Annotated in this window: 17 protein-coding genes and 2 pseudogenes; 10 read left to right on the top strand and 9 right to left on the bottom strand. The window is 51.4% G+C overall.

The features are described 5' to 3' along the window. Positions 1-13 precede the first annotated feature (13 nt). Both PCPL58_RS29200 and PCPL58_RS06920 read left to right on the top strand, forming a co-directional pair. Entirely contained in the window at positions 14-214 is a 201-nt protein-coding gene (locus tag PCPL58_RS29200; protein WP_080544384.1) for a helix-turn-helix transcriptional regulator, read from the top strand. 197 nt (positions 215-411) lie between these two features. Then, positions 412-1,128 (top strand): annotated as a pseudogene (locus tag PCPL58_RS06920) (replication initiation protein); the annotation flags it as partial. Positions 1,129-1,175: 47 nt separating this feature from the next. Here PCPL58_RS06920 and istB (PCPL58_RS06915) read toward each other — a convergent pair. Beyond that, complete coding sequence (gene istB / locus PCPL58_RS06915) at positions 1,176-1,985, bottom strand: IS21-like element ISPsy4 family helper ATPase IstB (protein WP_005741073.1); 810 nt, start codon at positions 1,983-1,985, stop codon at positions 1,176-1,178. Next, entirely contained in the window at positions 1,982-3,004 is a 1,023-nt protein-coding gene (gene istA, locus PCPL58_RS06910) for an IS21-like element ISPsy4 family transposase (protein ID WP_002551322.1), read from the bottom strand. The genes istB (PCPL58_RS06915) and istA (PCPL58_RS06910) overlap by 4 nt, the downstream gene beginning before the upstream one ends. A gap of 86 nt (positions 3,005-3,090) precedes the next feature. On the opposite strand from istA (PCPL58_RS06910), the pseudogene PCPL58_RS29195 reads away from it, so the two are divergent. Continuing rightward, positions 3,091-3,678: pseudogene (locus PCPL58_RS29195) on the top strand (primase C-terminal domain-containing protein); the annotation flags it as partial. A gap of 676 nt (positions 3,679-4,354) precedes the next feature. Here the strand turns inward: PCPL58_RS29195 and PCPL58_RS06905 are convergent. Then, positions 4,355-5,149, bottom strand: coding sequence for a hypothetical protein (locus PCPL58_RS06905; RefSeq protein ID WP_065349103.1), 795 nt, complete (start codon positions 5,147-5,149; stop codon positions 4,355-4,357). Between the two features lie 677 nt (positions 5,150-5,826). On the opposite strand from PCPL58_RS06905, the gene mobA reads away from it, so the two are divergent. From mobA to PCPL58_RS06890, 3 genes are read left to right on the top strand one after another with little or no spacing between them, the layout of a single operon-like run. Further along, on the top strand, positions 5,827-6,348 hold the full coding sequence (mobA, locus tag PCPL58_RS06900; RefSeq protein ID WP_232002903.1) for a plasmid mobilization protein MobA: 522 nt from the start codon (positions 5,827-5,829) through the stop codon (positions 6,346-6,348). Then, positions 6,338-8,749, top strand: coding sequence for a TraI/MobA(P) family conjugative relaxase (gene traI / locus PCPL58_RS06895; RefSeq protein WP_057433098.1), 2,412 nt, complete (start codon positions 6,338-6,340; stop codon positions 8,747-8,749). Before mobA ends, traI begins: the two co-directional genes overlap by 11 nt. A 9-nt stretch (positions 8,750-8,758) precedes the next feature. After that, positions 8,759-9,136: a hypothetical protein gene (locus tag PCPL58_RS06890; protein WP_057433100.1), complete on the top strand. Its 378-nt coding sequence runs from the start codon at positions 8,759-8,761 to the stop codon at positions 9,134-9,136. A gap of 5 nt (positions 9,137-9,141) precedes the next feature. Here PCPL58_RS06890 and PCPL58_RS06885 read toward each other — a convergent pair whose 3' ends face one another. Next, on the bottom strand, positions 9,142-9,726 hold the full coding sequence (locus tag PCPL58_RS06885) for a hypothetical protein (protein WP_005733568.1): 585 nt from the start codon (positions 9,724-9,726) through the stop codon (positions 9,142-9,144). 256 nt (positions 9,727-9,982) lie between these two features. Here PCPL58_RS06885 and PCPL58_RS06880 point away from each other — a divergent pair, with 256 nt between their 5' ends. After that, a complete protein-coding gene (locus PCPL58_RS06880) occupies positions 9,983-11,272 on the top strand; it encodes a DotA/TraY family protein (protein WP_232002900.1) in 1,290 nt (429 codons plus the stop codon). 25 nt (positions 11,273-11,297) lie between these two features. Here the strand turns inward: PCPL58_RS06880 and istB (PCPL58_RS06875) are convergent, their stop codons facing one another. Together istB (PCPL58_RS06875) and istA (PCPL58_RS06870) are read right to left on the bottom strand one after the other, a co-directional pair. Continuing rightward, positions 11,298-12,107 carry an IS21-like element ISPsy4 family helper ATPase IstB gene (gene istB, locus PCPL58_RS06875; protein ID WP_005741073.1) on the bottom strand — a complete coding sequence of 270 codons (810 nt, stop codon included), beginning with the start codon at positions 12,105-12,107 and terminating at the stop codon, positions 11,298-11,300. Continuing rightward, complete coding sequence (gene istA / locus PCPL58_RS06870; protein ID WP_002551322.1) at positions 12,104-13,126, bottom strand: IS21-like element ISPsy4 family transposase; 1,023 nt, start codon at positions 13,124-13,126, stop codon at positions 12,104-12,106. The genes istB (PCPL58_RS06875) and istA (PCPL58_RS06870) overlap by 4 nt, the downstream gene beginning before the upstream one ends. Between istA (PCPL58_RS06870) and PCPL58_RS06865 the strand changes: the two genes are divergently transcribed. From PCPL58_RS06865 to PCPL58_RS06855, 3 genes are all read left to right on the top strand, one after another. Next, positions 13,073-14,569 (top strand): DotA/TraY family protein, encoded by a 1,497-nt coding sequence (locus tag PCPL58_RS06865; RefSeq protein ID WP_232002899.1) that lies wholly within the window; start codon positions 13,073-13,075, stop codon positions 14,567-14,569. The two genes, istA (PCPL58_RS06870) and PCPL58_RS06865, sit on opposite strands and share 54 nt — an antisense overlap. 13 nt (positions 14,570-14,582) lie before the next feature. After that, complete coding sequence (locus PCPL58_RS06860; protein ID WP_065349101.1) at positions 14,583-15,062, top strand: FliH/SctL family protein; 480 nt, start codon at positions 14,583-14,585, stop codon at positions 15,060-15,062. 184 nt (positions 15,063-15,246) lie between these two features. After that, a complete protein-coding gene (locus PCPL58_RS06855; RefSeq protein WP_057433984.1) occupies positions 15,247-15,855 on the top strand; it encodes a hypothetical protein in 609 nt (202 codons plus the stop codon). A gap of 404 nt (positions 15,856-16,259) precedes the next feature. Here the strand turns inward: PCPL58_RS06855 and PCPL58_RS06845 are convergent, their stop codons facing one another. From PCPL58_RS06845 to PCPL58_RS06835, 3 genes are all read right to left on the bottom strand, one after another. Next, on the bottom strand, positions 16,260-17,813 hold the full coding sequence (locus PCPL58_RS06845; protein WP_065349100.1) for a DNA polymerase: 1,554 nt from the start codon (positions 17,811-17,813) through the stop codon (positions 16,260-16,262). Between the two features lie 341 nt (positions 17,814-18,154). Further along, positions 18,155-19,624: an RNA-directed DNA polymerase gene (locus PCPL58_RS06840; protein WP_232002898.1), complete on the bottom strand. Its 1,470-nt coding sequence runs from the start codon at positions 19,622-19,624 to the stop codon at positions 18,155-18,157. Between the two features lie 1,055 nt (positions 19,625-20,679). Beyond that, on the bottom strand, positions 20,680-22,098 hold the full coding sequence (locus PCPL58_RS06835) for a mannose-1-phosphate guanylyltransferase/mannose-6-phosphate isomerase (RefSeq protein WP_004419137.1): 1,419 nt from the start codon (positions 22,096-22,098) through the stop codon (positions 20,680-20,682). Positions 22,099-22,282 lie beyond the last annotated feature (184 nt).

Genomic DNA, 22,282 nt, shown 5'->3' with positions numbered 1-22,282 from the left:
TTCGAGGCGTGCCATGAGAGTTCTTCGTATCCAAGATACCTGCTCAAAAATTGCTATCAGCCGAACATCTTTGTGGAGGCTGTGCAAACAAGACGACTTTCCACAACCCATCAGCATCGGCGGCGGACGTGTGATCGGTTTTCTCGAGCACGAAATTGATCATTGGCTGGAGGCCCGTGCAGCAGCCCGCAAAACCACACAAGGGAGAAGCTGAAATGGGCCGACGGACAAGGCAGGAAATCTTTAAGCCATTAAAAGTGAAGTCTTCAGTTCACCGCTGAACGGTGGACTTATGGAAAAGATTCTTCAGCGGCTGTGCGTCCTTAATGACAGCACCCTGCCCCGCCAGTTGACCCCTTGTGTCCCACCCTTTCACGCCGTTGGCCAACCTGCTGGCCAAGGCGGTGAAGCATGATCCACGACAACGCGATCAGTCCTGCCCACGCGACCTCACCCAAGGCCAACGTCGATCCGCTGGCCACTAGCACCCACATGCCTCCGGCGCGTTTTTTCGAAGACGGCACTGCGCTCAACCGATTATTGCTGGAAGCGCCGTACATGGCGCGGTGCAGTGACGACAAAACCGCGACCCGCGTTCGTCCCCGTGAATACGCGCTGCGTTATCCCTATATGCAGGTCAATCGCCTCGGCATGGTGTCCTGGCTGGTGTTCGACCTGGACCATGCCAACGCCTTGGCCTGGGACGATGCCGCGTTGCCTGCGCCGAACCTGATGGTGCGTAACCGCAAAAGCGGCCATTCCCAGTTGTTCTATGCCGTGCCGTCCGTGTGCACTACAGAGAACGCACGGGCCAAGCCGATTCAGTACATGAAAGCGATCTATACCGCGTTTGCCGCTCGCCTCGACGCGGACATGGACTACCACGGTGGCCCGGTGGCCAAAACACCCGGTCACCCCTGGTGGGAGACGACCGAATTTCACAGCCACGTGTATGAACTGGGCGAACTGGCGAACGCGGTGGAGCTGACAGTCAAACCCTGGGCCACAGGTCCGAAGCTTGATCAGGTCAGCCATTCGCGGCACTGCATCCTGTTCGAGCAACTGCGCTATTTTGCGTACAGCATCGTCAATCGCGAGCGTGAGCTGGGGTCGTTCGAGTCGTTCATTGTCAACGCCAACTAAAAAGTGACCCCCTTCCGTGCTAAATCGCCAACTTAGTTTTGACCCCCCTCGGGTTCATATTTTCGAGCCGGTTCGGCCCGAGAAGATTTGGTTCCTGCTTTGCGCTTGTCCTTGAGTCGATAGCTTTCACCTGTCATCTGCACGATATGGGCATGATGTAACAGCCTGTCCAGCATGGCCGCTGTCAGTGTTTGATCATCCGCAAAGGTTCCGGCCCACTGGGTAAACGGCAAGTTACTCGTGAGGATCAGGCTGCCTTGCTCGTAGCGCTTGGCGACAACATTGAAGAACAGGTTGGCTTCATCACGACCAAACGGCAGGTAGCCGATTTCATCGATGACCAACAACCCAGGGGCCATCACCACACGACTGAAGTATTCCTTGAGCCGTTCCTGGCGGTGCGCAGCGGTCAGTTGCAGCATCAAGTCAGCCGCCGTGACGAAGCGGGTTTTGATACCGGCCATCACTGCCCGGTAGGCCAGGGCGATAGCCAGGTGGCTCTTGCCTACACCACTAGGCCCCAGGAACACGATGTTCTCGGCACGTCCAACAAAACTCAGTGCTGCCAGCTCCTGGAGCTGTGCCCGGGGGACGCCGGTGGCAAACGCGAAGTCGTATTGCTCCAGCGTTTTCACAGCGGGCAGCGCGGCAGTTTTCAGCAGGGCCTGTCGAGAGCGTTCACTTCGGGCATCGGTCTCGGCAGCCAGCAGCTTTTCGAGGAAGTCGGCAAAGCTGTCTTCGCCGCTTGCTGCTTGTTGGGCCAGGTGCGGCCAGTCCACCCCGACGCGCTCAAGCTTTAGCCCCTTGCATAGTTCTGTCAGGCGAGCATGTTGAAGGTTCATGCTCTCACCTCCAGCAGTTGCTCATAAACCGACAGCGGATGCTGCAAGCTCTCGTACGGCAGGACCCGTCCCAGGCGTAGGCCTTGGGCGGGTTGCGGGCGCAGGCTCTGTGTTGGCAGTGGTAATAGTACCTGCTGCTCTTGGGCCAGACGTACCGCCGGTTGAACACCCGTCGTGCCGTGAATCCGCTGATGAGCGACTTCGTCGAGCCATTGGCCGATATGTGCGTTGGCCGTCACCACATCCAGCGTCAGACCCGCACTCTTGAGCGTAGCGGCCAACGGGGTAATGAAACTGCCCTTCAGATACCCGTTGAAGCGCTCAACCTTGCCCTTGGTCTGGGCACGGTAAGGGCGGCAGACCTTGGGAATAAAACCAAACTCATCGGCCAGCGCAGCCAATCGGGGATGCCAACGGTGCTGGCCCTCCCCAAAAGCATCTCGCTCGGTGATGATGGTTCCGGCGTTATCAAACAATGCCTGCTCGGGCACGCCGCCAAAGTAAGCGAACGCCTCCCGAAGCCCTGTCAGCCAGGCTTCGCTGTCCTCTCGCTCGGAGAAACGGACAAAGCTTGCTCGACTAAAACCAAGTGTCGCCACGAACGCCTTAAGCGGCTGACGGCCTCGTCGAATGGTGGTGAAGTCCACCTGTATCTGCTTGCCGGGCAGTGTCTCGAAACGTACCACCGGCTCTTCTGCCTTACGTTTGAAGGGGCGAATATAAGCCTTCAGACGACTGACGCCGCCGCTGTACCCCAATGCCGTGATCTCACGCAGCAGGACGGTCGCCGGAATCCAGTGTGGGCGCGCCGCCTCAATACGCTCGTGCAGGTAGTCCTTGAAGGGGTCGATTTTGCACGGACGTGCGGGTCTCACCTTGTCACTGGGTAGCGACCGGGCCTTTCGCAGGTACTTGCGCACGGTGTTACGCGAAATACCCAGCTCACGGGCGATGAATTTGATGCCATGGCCCTGACGGGCCAACACTTTAATTTCCACAGACTGCTCCTGGGTCAACATATTGGCAGCTCAAAGCCGCCAGTTTTACCCAGGGGGGTCAATTCTAGGTTGGCGTTAGGGGGTCATTTTTACAGTGGCGGTGACAGTTCATGCGCTCGCTCGATGCGTATGCGTACAACCACAACAGCTTTCTCAAACAGGGTTTTTCGGAAAACCTGCCGCTGTCGTCGATACGCTCCACGGTCAAATCCGTAGGTCGCTGGACGTGGGATCGGTACACCGGTGATCGTCGCTGCCATCGAGGCGCAATGCAGCTCGATGGCAGCTTGTCGCTCAAAGAGCGGCAGAGTCTGGCTGCGCAGCGCACTAATGAGCTGCGGCACAAAGCCACAGAATCCAAAATACGCGCTGCTTGCAGGCAGCTTCAAGACCAGGGCAAGGCACTGGTCCGTTCTGCGATAGCGGCTCTCGCCGGCGTTTCGGTGAGAACGGTGGCCAGCTACAAGCACATTCTCAGGGAAATATCTCAACCGGCCACTGTGAGAGTTCTCAGGTCTGCCAAGGCTGCGCCTGGGACACGTGGCCAAATCTATTCAGCTTCCCCACAACCCACTCCGAGCCAGGCTGCAAATAGTCGCGCTCTGGGTGTGCAATCCGGTGTACATCAGATATCTGCGGTCCCGCAGGGGCCGCAAGCCGGAGAGTCTTTAAAAAGAGAACATGAGGATGGTTCATCCATAGGCATTTTGAAATTCCTATACATGAACGTTCCGCCCGAGTGGAAAGAGGATTTCGTCACTAATTCGAAATCTCGATTAACTAACAGAGAGCAGCAAGCTTGGATAGACAAGGCTATGCAGCGCTCGGACGATGATACCTCTGCGATACCTGATGAATATGGGATGGATACCGTATCGGGAAGCGTTGTAGATAACACCAACTACCAACCTAAACAGAAACTAGTAAAAGAAAACACGACACTAGGGGGGCAACGCCGTTCGATTTGTCGAAGACCCCGCCTAGCAAACGGATCGACGTCCACAACGCGCTCTCCCAGACCATTGCGCAAAAAACACTGATTCATGATGCGCGGATGGTAGTCGACCTGATAGTCAAACAGTTCACATCCATCGCTAATTCTCCAAAATCCGCTTTTGCACTCACTCACAAATCGGCTACTCGGAGAGAGTTAAACACCTAACAAATAATTCAGAGAGCGTTTTCCCCTTGGGTCCTACCTTAGATAGGCGCTCTCGAAAACCCCACAGAAAACCTATAAAAAATGCACCATCCAGATACCTAAAATACAAACTAATTGTTATTAACCAAATTAAATCAACCAAAGTGAGCGAAGTCATACATCGTAAGTTTTCGGACAGTACGAGCATAGATCACATCAGCACGCCACACTCACCCAACCAAGTCGGCTCGTTCAAGCAAAGCTCTAACAAACCTTCTCTTAGTCAAATCTGAGCATTTGCCTCTGTAGGTTTCACTAACCAGCTCGAAAACACCTATAGACATCGTCAACAACAACCCAACAATCAAAACTAGAGTCAATGAAATAAGAAAAAGGGTGAGCGAATATTTCGCAGCGGTTATCATGAAAACCGAGAGGTCAATATTCGACACTGTAAATTCCACGCCAGGTATTTTAAATGCGAAATTTATCATAGCCAATATAACTGGAATTGAAAGCAAGGTCTGAAGCGGCTTAAGGCTGAAAAAGCTACTCAAAAAACGATCACCCAGCTGCTTATTCTTTCTAGACTCGGAGAGCATACCCTGAACTTCATACAAATTCTTGGCCAACTCAAAATACTTATCAGGCGGGACAGATAAATTCTTTTTAAGCCAAATGCTTTTGATAATTTCTCTATCTTGCTTTTTACAAAGCACTTCGGAAATATTTAAGCCTGACCTTTTTAGCTTGTCATATCTGTAAGCGGGCTCATAAAAAGCAATCCAAACTGCCAAACCGACGAATTCAAAAAGAACAGCTATCATTGCTAGGCCTGTGTTCGCATCCCGCCCTAACGCTAACTCAACCAAACTGTAGAACATAAAAAACATTGTTAGCACAAAGAAAAAAACTGATATCCAATACGCGATATTTTTCGGGCCATCCTTGAGAGATCTTGAATAGAACAAAGTTGAATACCTAACGGCCACTTTTTCAAAATCTGAAACTGTCAAAATCTGCACCGCAACCCCCTCTTAATTTTTTATACTGATTTTTTCATTACGCGTCGCTCATCATATCTTGAAAATGTCTGAAGTCTAATGGTCGAGTCAAGGGGTTGGTGCGGCCCGCAGCACCGAAGGGGCGAGGACTCGGCCCCTTGACGCGTTCGAGGCCAATAGCCTTCGCTAGGGTGACTGGGAGCGCTTCTATCCCAGGCTCCCGACGCCACGCGGGCGAGTGTGGGGAGTCCAGAGGGGCAAAGCCCCTATGGGGCGCATCGGAAACCACGGCCAGTTCTGAAGGCTGATCAACCTTCCCCTTCAAAAAGCCCTTTGCTTTTTTGTATAGCGCCTCAACGCATCAAGTCATTTTATGAAAAAAGCGAAAAATTTTGACCCATATATCGTTCCAAAGATAGTGGTACTAGTATGGTAAGACTGTGCTAACAAACTGGTAATTCTGTGGCTATAGCGTGTAACCATTGTGGTAGCTTTGTGGTAGCAATGTGGTAACTGCATGGTAAGATTGTGTACATATTGCGGCAACTCTGTGGCAACTCTGTGGCAACTCTGTGGCATCATGGTGCGAACATTGTGTAAGTACGTACTTTCTCTAGGCGCCGAGCCGTATTTGACCATATAAAAACTCCAAGCTACCTTCTCCGTGGAAATCATGATGATCGAGGACAGGGTGTGGTTTGAGCTACCGCGCACTTCGTGCTGGTATCTCACCGGGGCTCTTCCTCGCTTCGCTCGTCATCACCCCTAACCTGCCCTGCTCAGGGCTGCGCCCCGAGACCCCTGCCGCCGTGCGGCCATTAGAGTCGGAGTTTGTTATGGTCAATGGTCGTTCTGGTTCGGATACAAGGAAACGAACTGTGGTCGTTCACACTCGCTGTTTGCCCGAAGAGGCAGATGCATTGAAAGCTAAAGCTGAGGATGCAGGCATATCGTTGTCGATGTTTATTCGTTGTGCTGGATTGAGTCGCCGCATAAGGAACCAATCAGATCGCATCATCTGTGCAGACATAAAGACGTTTGCAGCTCAGCTCCGTAGTTTAGGCGGATTGCAAAAAAACTTATTTAATAGCAGCCGCGGTGCGTATTCACAGCAAACATCTGAGTTATTGATTGCGTTTAAGAATGCCGTTGACGAGGAGACAAGAGCACTCAAACGTATAGCGCCTGACGTCGAGGAAGTGGATAGCGATGATCGCTAAGATCGTTGGCCGACGAAGCGATGGAAAGACAAGTTTCCGTAGTCTATCCAAGTACATAAATAGTTTTCGACATGGTATTGATCCTGAGACCGGTGAGGTCACTGAAGGAGCTGTCGCAGTGCAAACTAACTGCCTTTCTGAGGACACCGCGTGGATTGAAATGTGGGGTACTTCGGTTCGAAGTAAGCGCACGAAAGATCCGGTAATGCACCTCGTTCTGAGCTGGTCAAAAGGAGACTGCCCAACCGATGATCAAGCTTTTGATGCGGGTAAATTTGCGCTCGCTGCTATTGGGCTTAACGGTCATGAGTATCTGTCGGCCATACACCGTGATACCGACAATGTGCACTTGCATATCATGGTGAATAAGGTTCATCCAGATAGACACCGAGTACCGAAAATGTCGTATTCGAAATTCACATTAGATAAGGCAATGCGGCAGATCGAAATTGACCAAGGGTGGAAACACGATAATGGGCCTTTTTCCGTCAAAGAGGTTGACGGTAAGAAGTCTATAGATTGGACTTATACGAGTGCGGCACACCGGCTCAAGGCACGGGAAGGGAGTCGCGCCGATTTGCCGGAGAAGGCCCGGCAGTTTGAAGTTCACAGTGGTAATGAGTCGTTAGCGAGCTATGCCAAAGGACCGCCCAAAGATGATGCCAAGGCGCTAATGGAATCCGCGAAAGCTTCGTGGCAGGCGCTGCATACGATACTTGCCACTCATGGACTTGAGTTGAGACCAGCAAATGACCGAAACAACGCTTTCTACGTGGCGTCGGTAAGTGATACCGCCCAGGCTCCGATCAAGGCATCTGAAATGGGGTTGGGTGGGGGAAAACTCATAAAGCAGCTTGGCCCATACGAGCCACTTAAAACCAGGTATTTTGACCGGGAAGCGTTAGAGAATCAGAACTACAGCAAGCATCGCCCATTGCGCGATCCAACCAAGCGTGCCGACAACCGCGAGAAGCGCGCCAAAGAACGCGCAGAGTTGCGCGGCAAATATGAAGGTTTTGTCGTTGAGTGGAAGGCTATGAAAGCTCCGGCTAAGGCTGAGCTAGCTCACACTCAGAAGTTGCGGCGTAAAGCCCTCACCGATCTACTTAGGGCAGAACGGGAAGGCATCCGGCGAAGTGGGCTAGACGGCAACCATCGCAGAGCACTTCTGTCGGTCGCAGCGTTTACTGCTGCGGCCAAACGAGACGAACTAAAAGCCATATTTAAAGCTGAAAATGCCAGTTTACGAAAAGAGAAACATCTTTCTTATCGGGAATGGGTTGCAGATTGTGCAGAGGTCGGCGATCCAGCAGCTATAGCGCAGCTTCGGGGCTTTTCCTACGCAGACAAACGCAAAGGCAAACATCCGCAAGAGCCGGATGTCGCGGACGTACAGCGACCCTACTTCACGGCTACTTCGGATAGCGATCTTGACCCGGCTAGACCTGCGAGGCTTTCGGAGCGCGTTACGTGGGCTGTTGATCGTTCGACTGGTGCGGTGAACTATACGGTCAATGACCGGCTGGCGTTCCGTGATGAAGGACGGCGCATCACCTTCAACAAGGACAGTCGAAACGATGCAGATAGTATCGAGATGGGGTTGCTGCTGGCGAAAGAAAAATTCGACGCTGTAGCGGTACACGGTGGGCAGGAATTCAGGGATCGAGTGCTTTCGACGGCGGTGGAGCGACGGCTGGATGTGCGGTTTGCTGATCCTGAACTAGAGCAGCAACGCAAAGAAGCAATCAAGGCCGACATTGATCAAAAGCGTCAGCGCTTCGTGGAGGATCAAAAGCAGCTCCATGGTATCCGTCAGCACGAGGCCAAGAAAGTGCACCGGCAGGCTGCTATGGCGCGAGATGAGGCCCGGCAGGCGCTATCAGCACCGGCACCGGTTCGGCCAGTCCGTGATTATGTTGAGATGGATGCTGTCGAGGCTGATGTGGCTCAGTATCGGTCCAGGCTAGATTGTACATACCGGGAGTCGTGGGGTGAGCGGCCAGACCCGGAGAAGGCAGTCGGCTTCATTGGCCAACACATGGCGAAGGGCAAGGCCATGCAGTGGGACAATGATTTTGGCAAGAACGTAGAGCGACCATCCGAGGCTCGGCGCGATCACTTAAACAGCCATCATCCCGACGCTATTAAGTTTAGAGATGATGCGTGGAATCAGGCGTTAAAAACGCATGATTCATCAGTAAATGCTTGGATAAAAAAGTGCGATTATGCGAGGCTCACGTTGATGAATACGCACGTTGATAGTGAGCCAGCAGTACCGAATCAGGACGTTCAGCGAGCAGCACGGCAGACCGAAGCTCAGCGTTTGCAGCAGCATCAGGAAGAACGAGAGCGTGAGCGTCAGAACTCATTGAACCGGGACTCGCCGGATTTGGATATGTGAGGGTGGATCATGCTCGATACAATGAAGTACGTGTGGCGGTTCAACCCGGAAACGCAAGAGTTCGACGATGTTTTGCCGCTCATGGTGCGTAACGACCCTGGGGCGTATTACGTCATTCGAGACGGTTTTGGTGATTTGTGGGTGCATGATCCTTGGGGGCGTGAGTGCCATGCGAATTTTGAATACGTAGAGGTATACGGTATGACATTCGATAGAGAGCAGTTCGACCAGGAAGGGGTCGATGGGCAGCGCACAACTGAAGAACCACCCACGAGGTCGCTGTATTATTCGCTCACCCCAGAGGAGCTGGACGATCTGCGTACAGAAATGCGCCGCGACGGCCAATTGATGAAAGAACGGCTTGCTGTCTGGGGCAAAAAATTTTGAGCCGTCTAATCGGTATCTGATTTTGTGGCGGCATAGCGAGCCTGTAAAGCCTTATAGCGTTCCACTATCCCGCGATAGGCACATTCAAGCGGAGAGCCGAGCTGTTCAAGGTTCGGCATTATTGGCAATCCTATTTCTGGGGACGCCAATTTTATCGAAGGTAGCCGACCGCGAGCTGGTGAGGGGCGGTCTACTCCGGCGTTCAACAGGGCGCGATTGAATGCATCCAAAGCTGCCCAGATAGCAGCTTTCCGGGACTCACCGACGGTACACGCCAGTTCGGTCAAGGCAGTGGCCGCATAACTCAACGTAAGAGGTAAAGTATTCAGTGACGCTTCCAGCTGCTTACGTCTAAACGCAGCATCGTGGGCTGTCTTCCACGCCTTCCACTCCTCTACTTCAGCCTTTGTTAGTAACTGGATTGCATGTTGCGGCAGCTCGGTATCCCATCGGCTGATCGTACAGACATAGGTTTGCTTTTGATTGCCGCCCTTGGTCGTCTCATCGAGCATGCGAACGCAAGTCACAGAGTTGCCAACGTACTGAATACCTAAAGTTTTGTTGTCTTGATACTTGAGCTTGAATCTCACTTTTCACCTTATCTGCTGGCAATTTGCTGAGTGACCGGAGTCTACGTTACGGACCATTCTAAATAAACATCATTGTTGCGATGTATACATACACCCCCATCAAGATGAAAATATATTTTAATAATAAAAACAATGGTTTAAATCAAAACTTTCTTAATAGATGGACTATAGTCCATAACCTAGTTTTTACATACCTTTTAAAGGATGCCGAACGCCTATAGACTTTCTCGTGAATTCCCCCCGAGAGACTATCCAGATGGCAGGAATGCCCTTTTCACCGTGTGACACAACGGACGGCGCAAGCAGTTGCTCAGATGCAAGTGTGGGAGTACTTAGAGCAGTCTTTGGGCCGGTCATTGACGCTTTGTCACAAGGCAATGACCCTGAAACGGTTACTGCGACCTCTAACGTGCTGGCCTCAATGTTCGTACAGTACAACTCTGGTCTGCTGATACTGGCGTCCTTATTCGTTTCGTATATCGCCATTATCGGCGTCGCTAACACGGCTAATGAGGGCGAAGCGATGGGCAAGGCATGGAGTTCGCTTTGGACTCCGCTGCGCATCGTGTTCGGTGGTGGAGCCTTACTGCCCGCTTCAAGCGGCTATTCGATTATCCAGATCATCGTACTGACAATTGGACTTTGGGGCATTGGTTTTGCCAACGGCGTATTCAAAGCCGGTGTTGAAAACGGGATTGTTAACGGATCGCTCAGCAGCGTTAGTAGCCAGCTTGGATTTGGCAGTGGCGCGAAGCCCAACCCAAACTATCCGTTGTACGACATTCGCCAGTTTGGCCAAGCCTATTTGGCGTCGAGCTGGTGCGCCAGATCCCTCAACGCAATTTACGGCTCGCTTGACCAGCATACCGCTGTACAAGCGCTTTCAACGCCTGACTCCAAGGTAGATGACGGCATTGGACGACAGGCTGCAACGTATCTCATCAAAGATCGCAATACGGCCACCAACCTTGGCGGTGGAACGCCAATTTGTGGATCGATCAAGGTCTATAGCTTTAGTGTTCCTGCGGAGCTGATAACGACCTCTACCTCTACGGGTTCAATTTTTGATCCTGCTACGATTACTAGCAATAAGGCCGCGATGCAGGCGGTACGGCTTGCCACGCTTAACGCCAAAATCATTGCCATGAACAAGGTGATGGCTGATATTGATGCATGGGTGAGAACTTGGCCCACGGATATAAACAAGAACGGATGGGATACCGTTAAGAGTGATCGCTTTAACCTCATTATCAATCAAGCCCAAAATACGCTCACTCAAAATCTAACGTCCCAAATGGCGAACGATACGACACTACAAAAGATAATGGCTAAGTACGTCGATGATGTAACAGAAGACGGCTGGGCAATGGCGGGGGGATTTTATCAACGTCTCTCCGGCATTAGGCAGGAGATGGGGGCTATGTTTGCAGAGCCTGTTGCAGTTGCAACGCAGCCAAACCTCAATATGCTGCCTAAAGACGCGGCGGCACGGTTGGCATTAAACAGTTACCAAACGGTCTATCTGTCAACGCCAACTAAAAAGTGACCCCCTTCCGTGCTAAATCGCCAACTTAGTTTTGACCCCCCTCGGGTTCATATTTTCGAGCCGGTTCGGCCCGAGAAGATTTGGTTCCTGCTTTGCGCTTGTCCTTGAGTCGATAGCTTTCACCTGTCATCTGCACGATATGGGCATGATGTAACAGCCTGTCCAGCATGGCCGCTGTCAGTGTTTGATCATCCGCAAAGGTTCCGGCCCACTGGGTAAACGGCAAGTTACTCGTGAGGATCAGGCTGCCTTGCTCGTAGCGCTTGGCGACAACATTGAAGAACAGGTTGGCTTCATCACGACCAAACGGCAGGTAGCCGATTTCATCGATGACCAACAACCCAGGGGCCATCACCACACGACTGAAGTATTCCTTGAGCCGTTCCTGGCGGTGCGCAGCGGTCAGTTGCAGCATCAAGTCAGCCGCCGTGACGAAGCGGGTTTTGATACCGGCCATCACTGCCCGGTAGGCCAGGGCGATAGCCAGGTGGCTCTTGCCTACACCACTAGGCCCCAGGAACACGATGTTCTCGGCACGTCCAACAAAACTCAGTGCTGCCAGCTCCTGGAGCTGTGCCCGGGGGACGCCGGTGGCAAACGCGAAGTCGTATTGCTCCAGCGTTTTCACAGCGGGCAGCGCGGCAGTTTTCAGCAGGGCCTGTCGAGAGCGTTCACTTCGGGCATCGGTCTCGGCAGCCAGCAGCTTTTCGAGGAAGTCGGCAAAGCTGTCTTCGCCGCTTGCTGCTTGTTGGGCCAGGTGCGGCCAGTCCACCCCGACGCGCTCAAGCTTTAGCCCCTTGCATAGTTCTGTCAGGCGAGCATGTTGAAGGTTCATGCTCTCACCTCCAGCAGTTGCTCATAAACCGACAGCGGATGCTGCAAGCTCTCGTACGGCAGGACCCGTCCCAGGCGTAGGCCTTGGGCGGGTTGTGGGCGCAGGCTCTGTGTTGGCAGTGGTAATAGTACCTGCTGCTCTTGGGCCAGACGTACCGCCGGTTGAACACCCGTCGTGCCGTGAATCCGCTGATGAGCGACTTCGTCGAGCCATTGGCCGATATGTGCGTTGGCCGTCACCACATCCAGCGTCAGACCCGCACTCTTGAGCGTAGCGGCCAACGGGGTAATGAAACTGCCCTTCAGATACCCGTTGAAGCGCTCAACCTTGCCCTTGGTCTGGGCACGGTAAGGGCGGCAGACCTTGGGAATAAAACCAAACTCATCGGCCAGCGCAGCCAATCGGGGATGCCAACGGTGCTGGCCCTCCCCAAAAGCATCTCGCTCGGTGATGATGGTTCCGGCGTTATCAAACAATGCCTGCTCGGGCACGCCGCCAAAGTAAGCGAACGCCTCCCGAAGCCCTGTCAGCCAGGCTTCGCTGTCCTCTCGCTCGGAGAAACGGACAAAGCTTGCTCGACTAAAACCAAGTGTCGCCACGAACGCCTTAAGCGGCTGACGGCCTCGTCGAATGGTGGTGAAGTCCACCTGTATCTGCTTGCCGGGCAGTGTCTCGAAACGTACCACCGGCTCTTCTGCCTTACGTTTGAAGGGGCGAATATAAGCCTTCAGACGACTGACGCCGCCGCTGTACCCCAATGCCGTGATCTCACGCAGCAGGACGGTCGCCGGAATCCAGTGTGGGCGCGCCGCCTCAATACGCTCGTGCAGGTAGTCCTTGAAGGGGTCGATTTTGCACGGACGTGCGGGTCTCACCTTGTCACTGGGTAGCGACCGGGCCTTTCGCAGGTACTTGCGCACGGTGTTACGCGAAATACCCAGCTCACGGGCGATGAATTTGATGCCATGGCCCTGACGGGCCAACACTTTAATTTCCACAGACTGCTCCTGGGTCAACATATTGGCAGCTCAAAGCCGCCAGTTTTACCCAGGGGGGTCAATTCTAGGTTGGCGTTAGGGGGTCATTTTTACAGTGGCGGTGACATCTATCAAGCAATTATTAGCAAATCGCTTGATGGCTCAAGCTACAAACAACCCGTAACGCCTAATGCAGCAGATATTAAAGCTGCTTTAGCTCCGGCATCGCTGGATGATTTGAATGTCGACACCTTGGGTAGCCGTGGCGACAGCATTATGAGTAACTTCATCGGCTGGGGCATGGAACGCGTTACAGCCACGCTGATTGGCACGGATGGTGATGTTGACGCAATTTCTCGTATCAAGACTACTGGTGATGTACTGGCACTTATGCAGGCATCCGCTATTACAACTAATCGTGTCGTGCATACTGCGTTATCAGGTGCCAAGGCCGTAGCAGCTGGGGTTGGATCAGTATCTTTTTTCGGAACTAGTGTTGACGCCACCCCGCTAGCTGACACGTTGCTTGAATGGGTAATCTACAATTTCTTAAAACCACTGGTAGAAGTCGCTAGCTGGGTAGGAGTATTAGCATTTTACTTTGGTGTTTTTCTGCCGTCACTGCCCTATACCATTTTCATTATTGCCGTGGTCGGCTGGGTGCTTGGTGTTCTGCAATCAGTTGTTGCTGCGCCACTATGGGCATTGACGCACATGACGCCAGAACGTTCGTTTGTTGGATCGCAGACCCAAGGTTATTTAATGTTGTTGTCCCTGTTTGCTCGACCTGTACTGATTGTTTTCGGTTTGTTTGCAGCGATGGCAATAGCAAATCCAATTCTGCTGTACATCAGTAAAGCATTTTGGGCGATGCACGCAGCCAACGTGACCAGTGCGGAGTCTTTAGGCTGGTTTGTTGAGTTCTTCCAGTGGCGCAACTGGTTAATCATGTATGGTCTGCTATTGCTGCCTGTCATCTACATGATCTTTGGACTATCGCAGACTTTGCCGGATGTGGTCTTGAAATGGATCGGCATCGGCATCGACTCTATGGGGTCGACGCAAGCTACTAGCGAGATGCGAAGCAACACAGAAAAATTTGGGCCAAGCAGTTTGGGCGGTGTTAGTGGCGGAACCAAGCCAATTCCAGGAGGAGGAACATCTGGCCTTCGAGTTGACAGCGGCAATAACGATGGTGGTGATCGGGGTGGCCGAAAAGACGGGGGGGCTCCACTTAACATAGGCCCACAAGGCGTTGCTCCTAATATGGCTGATGAATCATTAGGTGGTGCGTCCTCTTCTGAATCCTCGACCCGGCCCGGTGGCCGAGATGGTGAAAGTCTGATGCTGGGCCCACGAGGTGGTGTTTTGCCTGAGACTTCAGCTAATCCTGCGGAGTCAGATGGAAAAGATTCTTCGTCCGAAGTCAATAAATTCAATAGTCAGGACCGTAACGCAAACAACGACAAGCCCATAATTTCATAAAGGAATAGAAATCATGTCATATGACTTTAATGCAGAAACCACTGGGGTCATTATCGGCCGCAGGCAGGGTTACCAAAAAGGACGCAATGAAGGTTACGACGCAGGTTTTGAAGATGCAAATAGCCAATGGCTCGAGGTCAATAATAAATGGAAAGCGGGCTATGCCCAGCTTAAAAAAGAAAATGAACAGCAGGCAAAGACCATAAAAGAGGCAAATTTTGCAATGTCTAGTCTTGCGATTATTGCAATGAGCACAATGCATGGCTTAGGCAATGCAAATAACAAAGAAATAAACAAAGTTATTCTGCGCTATTGCGAGCTTTCCAAAAGTTGGTTGGATGGTGGTTACATACGCACTGCTCCCGCTCAGGAACCTGTCCTTATACAACTTTCACCTCACATTTGCGAGGTAATGCAAGGGTGGTGTGATCAAATAATCGAAGCACACAGACGAGAAAAGCTGCACATCCCGCACCGTGCACCATCAGAGTAATTTTCGCATCCCGTAGGCCAGTAGTCTGTACCAACAACCTTGGAGATCGGAACCATGAAACACAGATGTAAGGTAGAAGAATCACCCTCTCAGGGCATCATGGCGGTGCTCATCGCTGTAGCTGAAAAAATCCTAACAAATACTCCTGTAAAACGTCGCCGCAGTGCGCGTAAGGTGCTTTGAAATGACGATTTTGAAAACTGCAAAAAAGGCTGCAAAATTCACGTTCGTTTCTATGCCTCTTTCGATTTTCGGATGGCGTAACATCTCCACAAACCATCAGCATTTAAAAGACCTGGTGAACACGATCAGAAACCCGCATTGCCCTGCGTGCGACAGGGGAGTGATGTTCGTTCACAAAGACGCAGAGCCAGACAAAAATGCGCTTTACCCGTGGACTTGTTCGGGTGGCTGTGGCTTCAACGTTTTCACCAAGCGCGATCCACGCTCAATCAATGAGGTAGTGATTCCCCTCATTAGCAAAAGGGGTCGTGCCCGACTCAATGGCATGAGCGAACAAGAGCAGATGGGCTTGATCAAATCACACACACGACAATCACGGATGTTTTGGATACTAGCTGCGCTTTGCCCTTTGATCGCCTTGTACAGCCTCGCAACAGGCGGCATGGCGATGACCTGCATTAGCATCTTGTCGATGGCCTTGCCTTTCTCGATCCTTGCTATCAAGTGGAGCTATCGGGCTTGGCAGGTACACACCGGAACATTGTACGTCGAAGGCGCATTCAAGCAGTTTGTGAAGCGTGGCCTTTGGCTTCCAGGGGTGGAGGCATGATTGCGCATAAGTTTGTCCAAGGCGAGCTGCTGATTTTAGATCCAGCATATTGGGCCGCACTCGAATACGCTGCCGATCAGTTTTTGGCTCGTGAGGCCGCGTCTCGAAAATCCCGTCGAGACAATCCCATCCGCTCCGCTCGGGCCAAAGGGGCCTTGCCCCTCTGGACGCCCCAAGTCTGCCTTGCGACGCGGCGGGTAGCTGACGGGAAGAGCACCCATCAGCTACCCTTGCAGAGGCTGGGATTGTTCCAACCGCATCAAGGGTGAAGGCTTCGCCCCGGCGCTCCGTTCATCGGGCAGGCCCGATGAGCCGGTGCGGCGGCCCCTGACCCGGCTTTCACTCAGAACAGATATGCTCAGTCCTTAAAGCTATTCGAAAACAGGATAACGCCGAAGTTAGAATCATGAGTTTAATTTAGATGAGAAAGGGCTAAGCGACGCCTTACCGATAATCTTGCCACTAAAGTGCTCAGTCATCGTGCTCGAAAATAAATCGGAGACAACTTGAGGGTTGAACTCTAATGAGTGCTCGAAGAGGACAGCATCATGCATAGGAACTTTTAAGCCTGCCCCCGCCTCGTCCCGAAGTTTCATCAAGGATTTCTTGAAAATCAAAGACGCTGTACCTTGCACTAACTGGCTCACAGCAGATCGCTTTTCTTTGTCTGTTAGGGGACCCGTTCGATCTCGCTTGAGGTAATTACCTAGTACTGTGCCGATTCTCTGATCTGTACCAAATGAATCATGGACGGAAATTTTCCACTCTTCAAATTTGCAGAATTGCTTGAAAAAGGTTTTGGTTGCACGCCGATCAGCGCCATACCCGAAAGCTGCATCTATTAGATGTCTATTTTTCATACCATAGGCGTAAGAGAGGAAAAGCCGTTTGGCTTCTTTTCGCCGGCCCTCACCTTCAAATATATCATTGGCCACCTGCTTATAAAGGTCGCCATCCGCATACAATTCTAACAACTTCTCGTCGCCGGATAAAGCAGCCATAATTCCCGCTTCATATTGCTCATAGTCCACATAAGAAAAAGCGCGGCCTTCATCGGGAACAAGTATATCTCTGTGATGCTTTGCTAGATTTTGCAGAGACGGATCTTTAAAGTAAATTCTCGATGTAATGGAGCCGAAGCAATCAACTATGGGATAAATTCTTTTTTGGCTCAGCGGGATAGCGTTGAGAACACTTCGAGATTTTGCGATTTTTCTCAATCTTAGGAGATCGATCGCGAAGTTATCATTCATCGGAACAAAGTTGAGTACATACTCAACATCTACGCCCAAAAAATCGTAGCCCATAGGTTCAAGCCGACGAATTATGTCGTCATTTGATGGCAGCTCAAGGGGTACGTCGTATTTTGCGGAGAACTGCTTCAGAGCCATATAATAATCGAACTCGATATTCTCTTTATGAATCCTAAGCCTTGTCGTGTCAATTGCAATTCCCGCCGCTGCGGAACTAATCAGGTAGTCAGCAACGGGGCGCTCTACTGTTGTATACCTTTCCCATTCATTATTGTCTTTAGCAACTAATTCTGTCTTCACCGATAGATTGAATAGAGCTTCCCCAATCGTCTGTAATATAACCTCGTCAATTGGAGATTTTTTTTGGAATATATCAATGTATGATTTAATCACCTCGCTGTCAGCGAAATCTTGAAGCGCACTCGAAATATCTATTTTTTCTCGTTTTTCACGATCACCCTTTACGCCTGAGGACATTATTCTAAGTTCCTCCAAGTCGGTTACAGTTTTCGGCAATCTACGAGCAGACGCAAATATCCTTGGAGCTATCAGCCAATAATCATGGCAAACTATTTCAGCTTCTTCGAGCACCAATTGCTGAATAGTAACACTACTCAGCGTGCTATCTCCCCAAAAGAAAAACTTATCATTTCCTGAGTCAGTATAATCCCGGACAAACATAAGCACTTTCTTTGCTTTAATCATAGGGAGTTATTTCTTCATATAGGTCTAGTGGGCTTCGCGGCTCCCTATCAAGAAGAGGCAAGCCATTATTATAGTGCGATCGAGCTCGATCAACTGTCCCCTTGAGTTTAATGGATAACTCAGGGATCAGTGGCTTAAGGGTATCCCTATCTAGGTCACTAGTTGCCAGTAGAAAATTTCGCTGATGGTAATAGGGCCAGGTTGATCTGAACCTTTCTATCAGCGGCACTAGCAACATACTCTTGCCTACGCAGCGAAGATATATAAATATTGCGGGAATTTCGGGCTGGAGTAGGTCAAGGCGAATTCGATCAAGTGCAAGTTCTATCAGGCTTTCAGACTTATACAATTTTTTTTGAAAGCAGCAACCACAGATGGAAATTTTGCCAAGAGTGAATAGATTTTTCATAATCACTAAGGTGCTTGGAAATCTGATCTAGATCATTCTCATTGAGTGCTAACACTCCGAGTATTCGGCAATACTGATCTGTTGATGCAGCATGTTCTTCCAACGTTTCAATTAGCAACTTTTTGAGATCTGTAGCTACAGAGTTATGGACGTCAAACAGGTTTGATTCAGCTAATTGTATGAGTCTGTTCACAGCAAACCGAAACTGTCGGGACTGCGTCTGCCTATTATCTATACATTCCTTTAGAAGATCGTAAATATATTTTGCAGAGCGAGCGATGACTCTCCGACTCCTAGAGCGCCACATGCTATCAATCGTCATGGTGCGATCATCGGTTGTGGGAAAGTGCTCTGCTATTTCCGTGTCTGAATTATCCTTAGTAAGTATTATAGTCTTTCCGGGGTTGATATTCATACCGACCGTTCGGAGCTGACTAATGAGCTCCGTTAGAACTTTTTTTGCGGAGCGCGGTGATGTGCATATTATTCTAATGTCATCCACATATCGGTAATAGTCATGCCCCATTGTGACCATGGCCTGGTCAACAGAATTAAGCACAATGTTAGCGACGAAGGATGATGCATCTCTATTTTGGGGAAGCCCATGAAGGTCATCATAGCTCCATCTAGCTAAAAGCTCACAAAGCGTATGTATAGCGTTTCGTATCAAAGATTTTTCTGGACCTGTCGCGTTAACTTTCGGCAATAGCTTTTCGAATGCGCTTTTTATCGAAGCGACAGTAATATTTTCATAATAATTCAACAAATCAGTGACCAGTAGGCTCTGATTGTTTTTTAGCGCCGTCTTTGTTACCCCCTCAAAGGTTTTCCAAAGCTCAATCCTGCTTTTAAATATGTATCGCTCGGATGTTCTGTGCTTATTATAGCGATGACTCAAAACCCGATGGGAGAGTAAGGGATCGAAAAAAGGCATCAAATAGGAGCAGATTGCTTGGTATATGAATCGATCATAAAAATCCGTCTCTAATGAGTATCGGATTCCGAGCCCTTTTTTGGGTATGTCATAAATCTTTCTATCGCCTCCCAAATATCTACCGTTATCAGCTGACAACAGCATTCTCAAAGTATCACTAAGTGATGATTTACTCTCAAATAAATCTCGATGCTGGATCGCATCTACGAACCAGTCACTTCTCATATCCTGGTTCAGATGCTGTAACACGGCTTCCGTATTTATGGTAAACGCCAACAGTTCAAAGCTCTCAATTTTTGTCTTAGCTATGAGGTGTCGAGCGTTACACTCATCAACTAGTTTTGAGAGCTTCGAGCGAACAGACTTTCCTCTCACAAGTGAGTCATTATCTGCAATTGAACTTATCAGGTCATCAATTTTTTTGATTAAAGAATTAGCATCTTCTGGAATAGAGGATTGGTCGACCATTTTAATCTCCTTGATTCCATCTCGTAGTCATGACCGTTCCGTGTCTCTGCCATGCCTGTATAGTGAAGCGAGACAGGAGAGCTTTTGACGATGAGTAGCACCGCGTTTAATCAGGCATCTAAAAATCCTCCCATAAAGATGGCTATGATGGCCACGAACCTCTGAATTGCCTCCGGACACCCCTATACCAGGATGTCCCCTGGACCGGCGAGGACCTGCTGGTGCGTTCTGAGCCTCCAGGGCGAGGCGGTAAGCGACGCATGGCCACAGTCCGATGCCTCAACAATTGATTTTGCCGGGAAACCCACACTTTCGCACCATAATGCATTCACATCTGCGTCTGTCATCTCAGTCACGTAGCTAACCTCTGCACGAGGCCGTAGTAACAACCGGGAGGGTCAACCGTGCTTTAGCGATACTTTGTCCTTCCACGCGTCGACCACCGAGTGACGTGCGGACGCCTAATGGTTCGTCTGACGCGAATCAGCGGTTATCGGTCGATACTACATGGGAATGACTCGGTGCTATCTGGTGGCCGAATGAAGCAGAGAAGTGGCAGATGAGTATAAAATCGAGTACAAAATTGTCTTTTTATCAATTAATCGTTAATAAACAAGCACATAGACAGATATAGACCGTTTAACGTCTGATTCGAGTATCCGGTTTCAGGAGCATCCTGAAACACTTCGAACTGCACACCTCGATAAAACCGCGCCCTGGCGCGGTTTTGTCGTTTTGAGGCTGCGCTCCTGTGACAGCTACCGCATAGCTACCACAGGTTATCGATCATCCTACGCTCACGGTACGTCATCACTCCCAGGCACTGGAGCTTTATCGCAAGACAGGTTCACGCCCTCCCCGGTCAGCCCTCCACTTGGGGAGGCGTCACATCCCTGATGATATTTCCGGGTAACGTCATCGAATGGGCCGGTGTCGAGGACGCCTCCAACTCAGGTGGCAAACACATAGACAGGACAAACCGGTCCTTCCCCAACGAAAAACGCCCCGCAAACAGGTTTGCGGGGCGTTCGGACCAGCATGCAGCGGATGCCGGATTACTTCTTCAGACGACCGTAACGGTCTTCAAAGCGCACGATGTCGTCTTCGCCCAGGTACGAGCCGGACTGCACTTCGATCAGCTCCAACGGCACCTTGCCAGGGTTGGCCAGCGAGTGCTTGACGCCCAGCGGTATGTAAGTGGACTGATTCTCGGAAAGGATCAGTTCCTGATCGTCGCAGATAACCTTGGCGGTACCGGATACAACGATCCAGTGCTCGGCGCGGTGGTAGTGCATCTGCAGCGACAGGCACTCGCCTGGCAGTACGCTGATGCGCTTGACCTGATAACGCTCGCCGAGATCGATCGTGTCGTAGTGGCCCCACGGGCGGTTGACCAGTGGATGAGTGACGAACTCAGGACGCTCTTCTGCCTGCAGACGCTTGACCACGTCCTTGACCTGCTGGCTGTTGTGCTTGTTGGCAACCAGGACGGCGTCCTTGGTTTCGATGACGATCAGGTCCTCGACGCCGACAGTGGCTACCAGTCGATGGTGCGACTGCACCAGGCAGTTGCGCGTGTCGATGGCCATCACGTCGCCTTCAAGGCGGTTGGCGTTCTCGTCGTGCGGGCCCACGTCCCAGATCGCAGCCCAACTGCCCAGATCGTTCCAGCCTGCGTCCAAAGGTACGACCAGACCGAGATCGGTGTGCTCCATGACCGCGTAGTCCACTGACTCATCAGCGCACAAGGCAAACTTCTCGGACGAGACGTGCAGGAAGTAGCTGTCGGCATCGGAGTCAGCCAAGGCTACGCGGCATGCAGACAAGATGTCGGAGCGATGCTTTTTCAGCTCAGCCAGGAACACCGAAGCACGGAACATGAACATACCGCTGTTCCACAGGTAAGCACCCGAGGACAGGTATTCGGCAGCCATTTCCGGCGAAGGCTTCTCCTTGAACGCCTCGATCGCGAAGCCACCCTGAGCAATGGATTCACCACAGTGAATGTAGCCAAAACCGGTTTCAGCGTGAGTCGGGGTAATCCCGAACGTCACCAGGCGACCCGCCTCGGCGTGCACCTGAGCAACTGCTACCGCTTGTCGGAAAGCTTCTTCGTCGTGGATATGGTGATCGGCAGCCAGTACCAGCAGAATCGGGTCGGTGCCATCAGCCGTTGCTTCGAGCGCAGCCAGAGCGATGGCCGGCGCAGTGTTGCGGGCGAGCGGCTCGAGGATGACACGACGACTGCCCATCTTCGCAACACGTAGCTGCTCGGCGACGATGAAGCGGTGATTTTCGTTGCTCACAACAACCGCAGGCGCGTGTTCAAGGCCTTTCAGGCGAGCCAGTGTGCGTTGAAACATGGTTCCCTGATCCTGGCCATCAAGGGCAAGAAACTGCTTCGGGAAACTCTGCCGCGACAAAGGCCATAACCGCGAACCACTACCGCCAGCCAGAATTACAGGGGTGAACATAGATGCTCCATTCTTGGGCCACTAGGGCGTGGCAAAGGCCCATTATCCGGGTGCTCTGGCTGCTATGCAACATGAAGGCCACAACAATATGCCTACCATTCAGTAACTCCGCCGCCGTAACTGCTCACCACCCCGTGCGAGCCGGGTCGCCCCATGTTAGTCTGCGCGCCCGATTCCGCAGCCG

Source organism: Pseudomonas cerasi (genome assembly GCF_900074915.1).
Taxonomy (GTDB): Bacteria; Pseudomonadota; Gammaproteobacteria; order Pseudomonadales; family Pseudomonadaceae; genus Aquipseudomonas; species Aquipseudomonas cerasi.
This window is presented reverse-complemented; position numbering and strand designations above follow the sequence as displayed.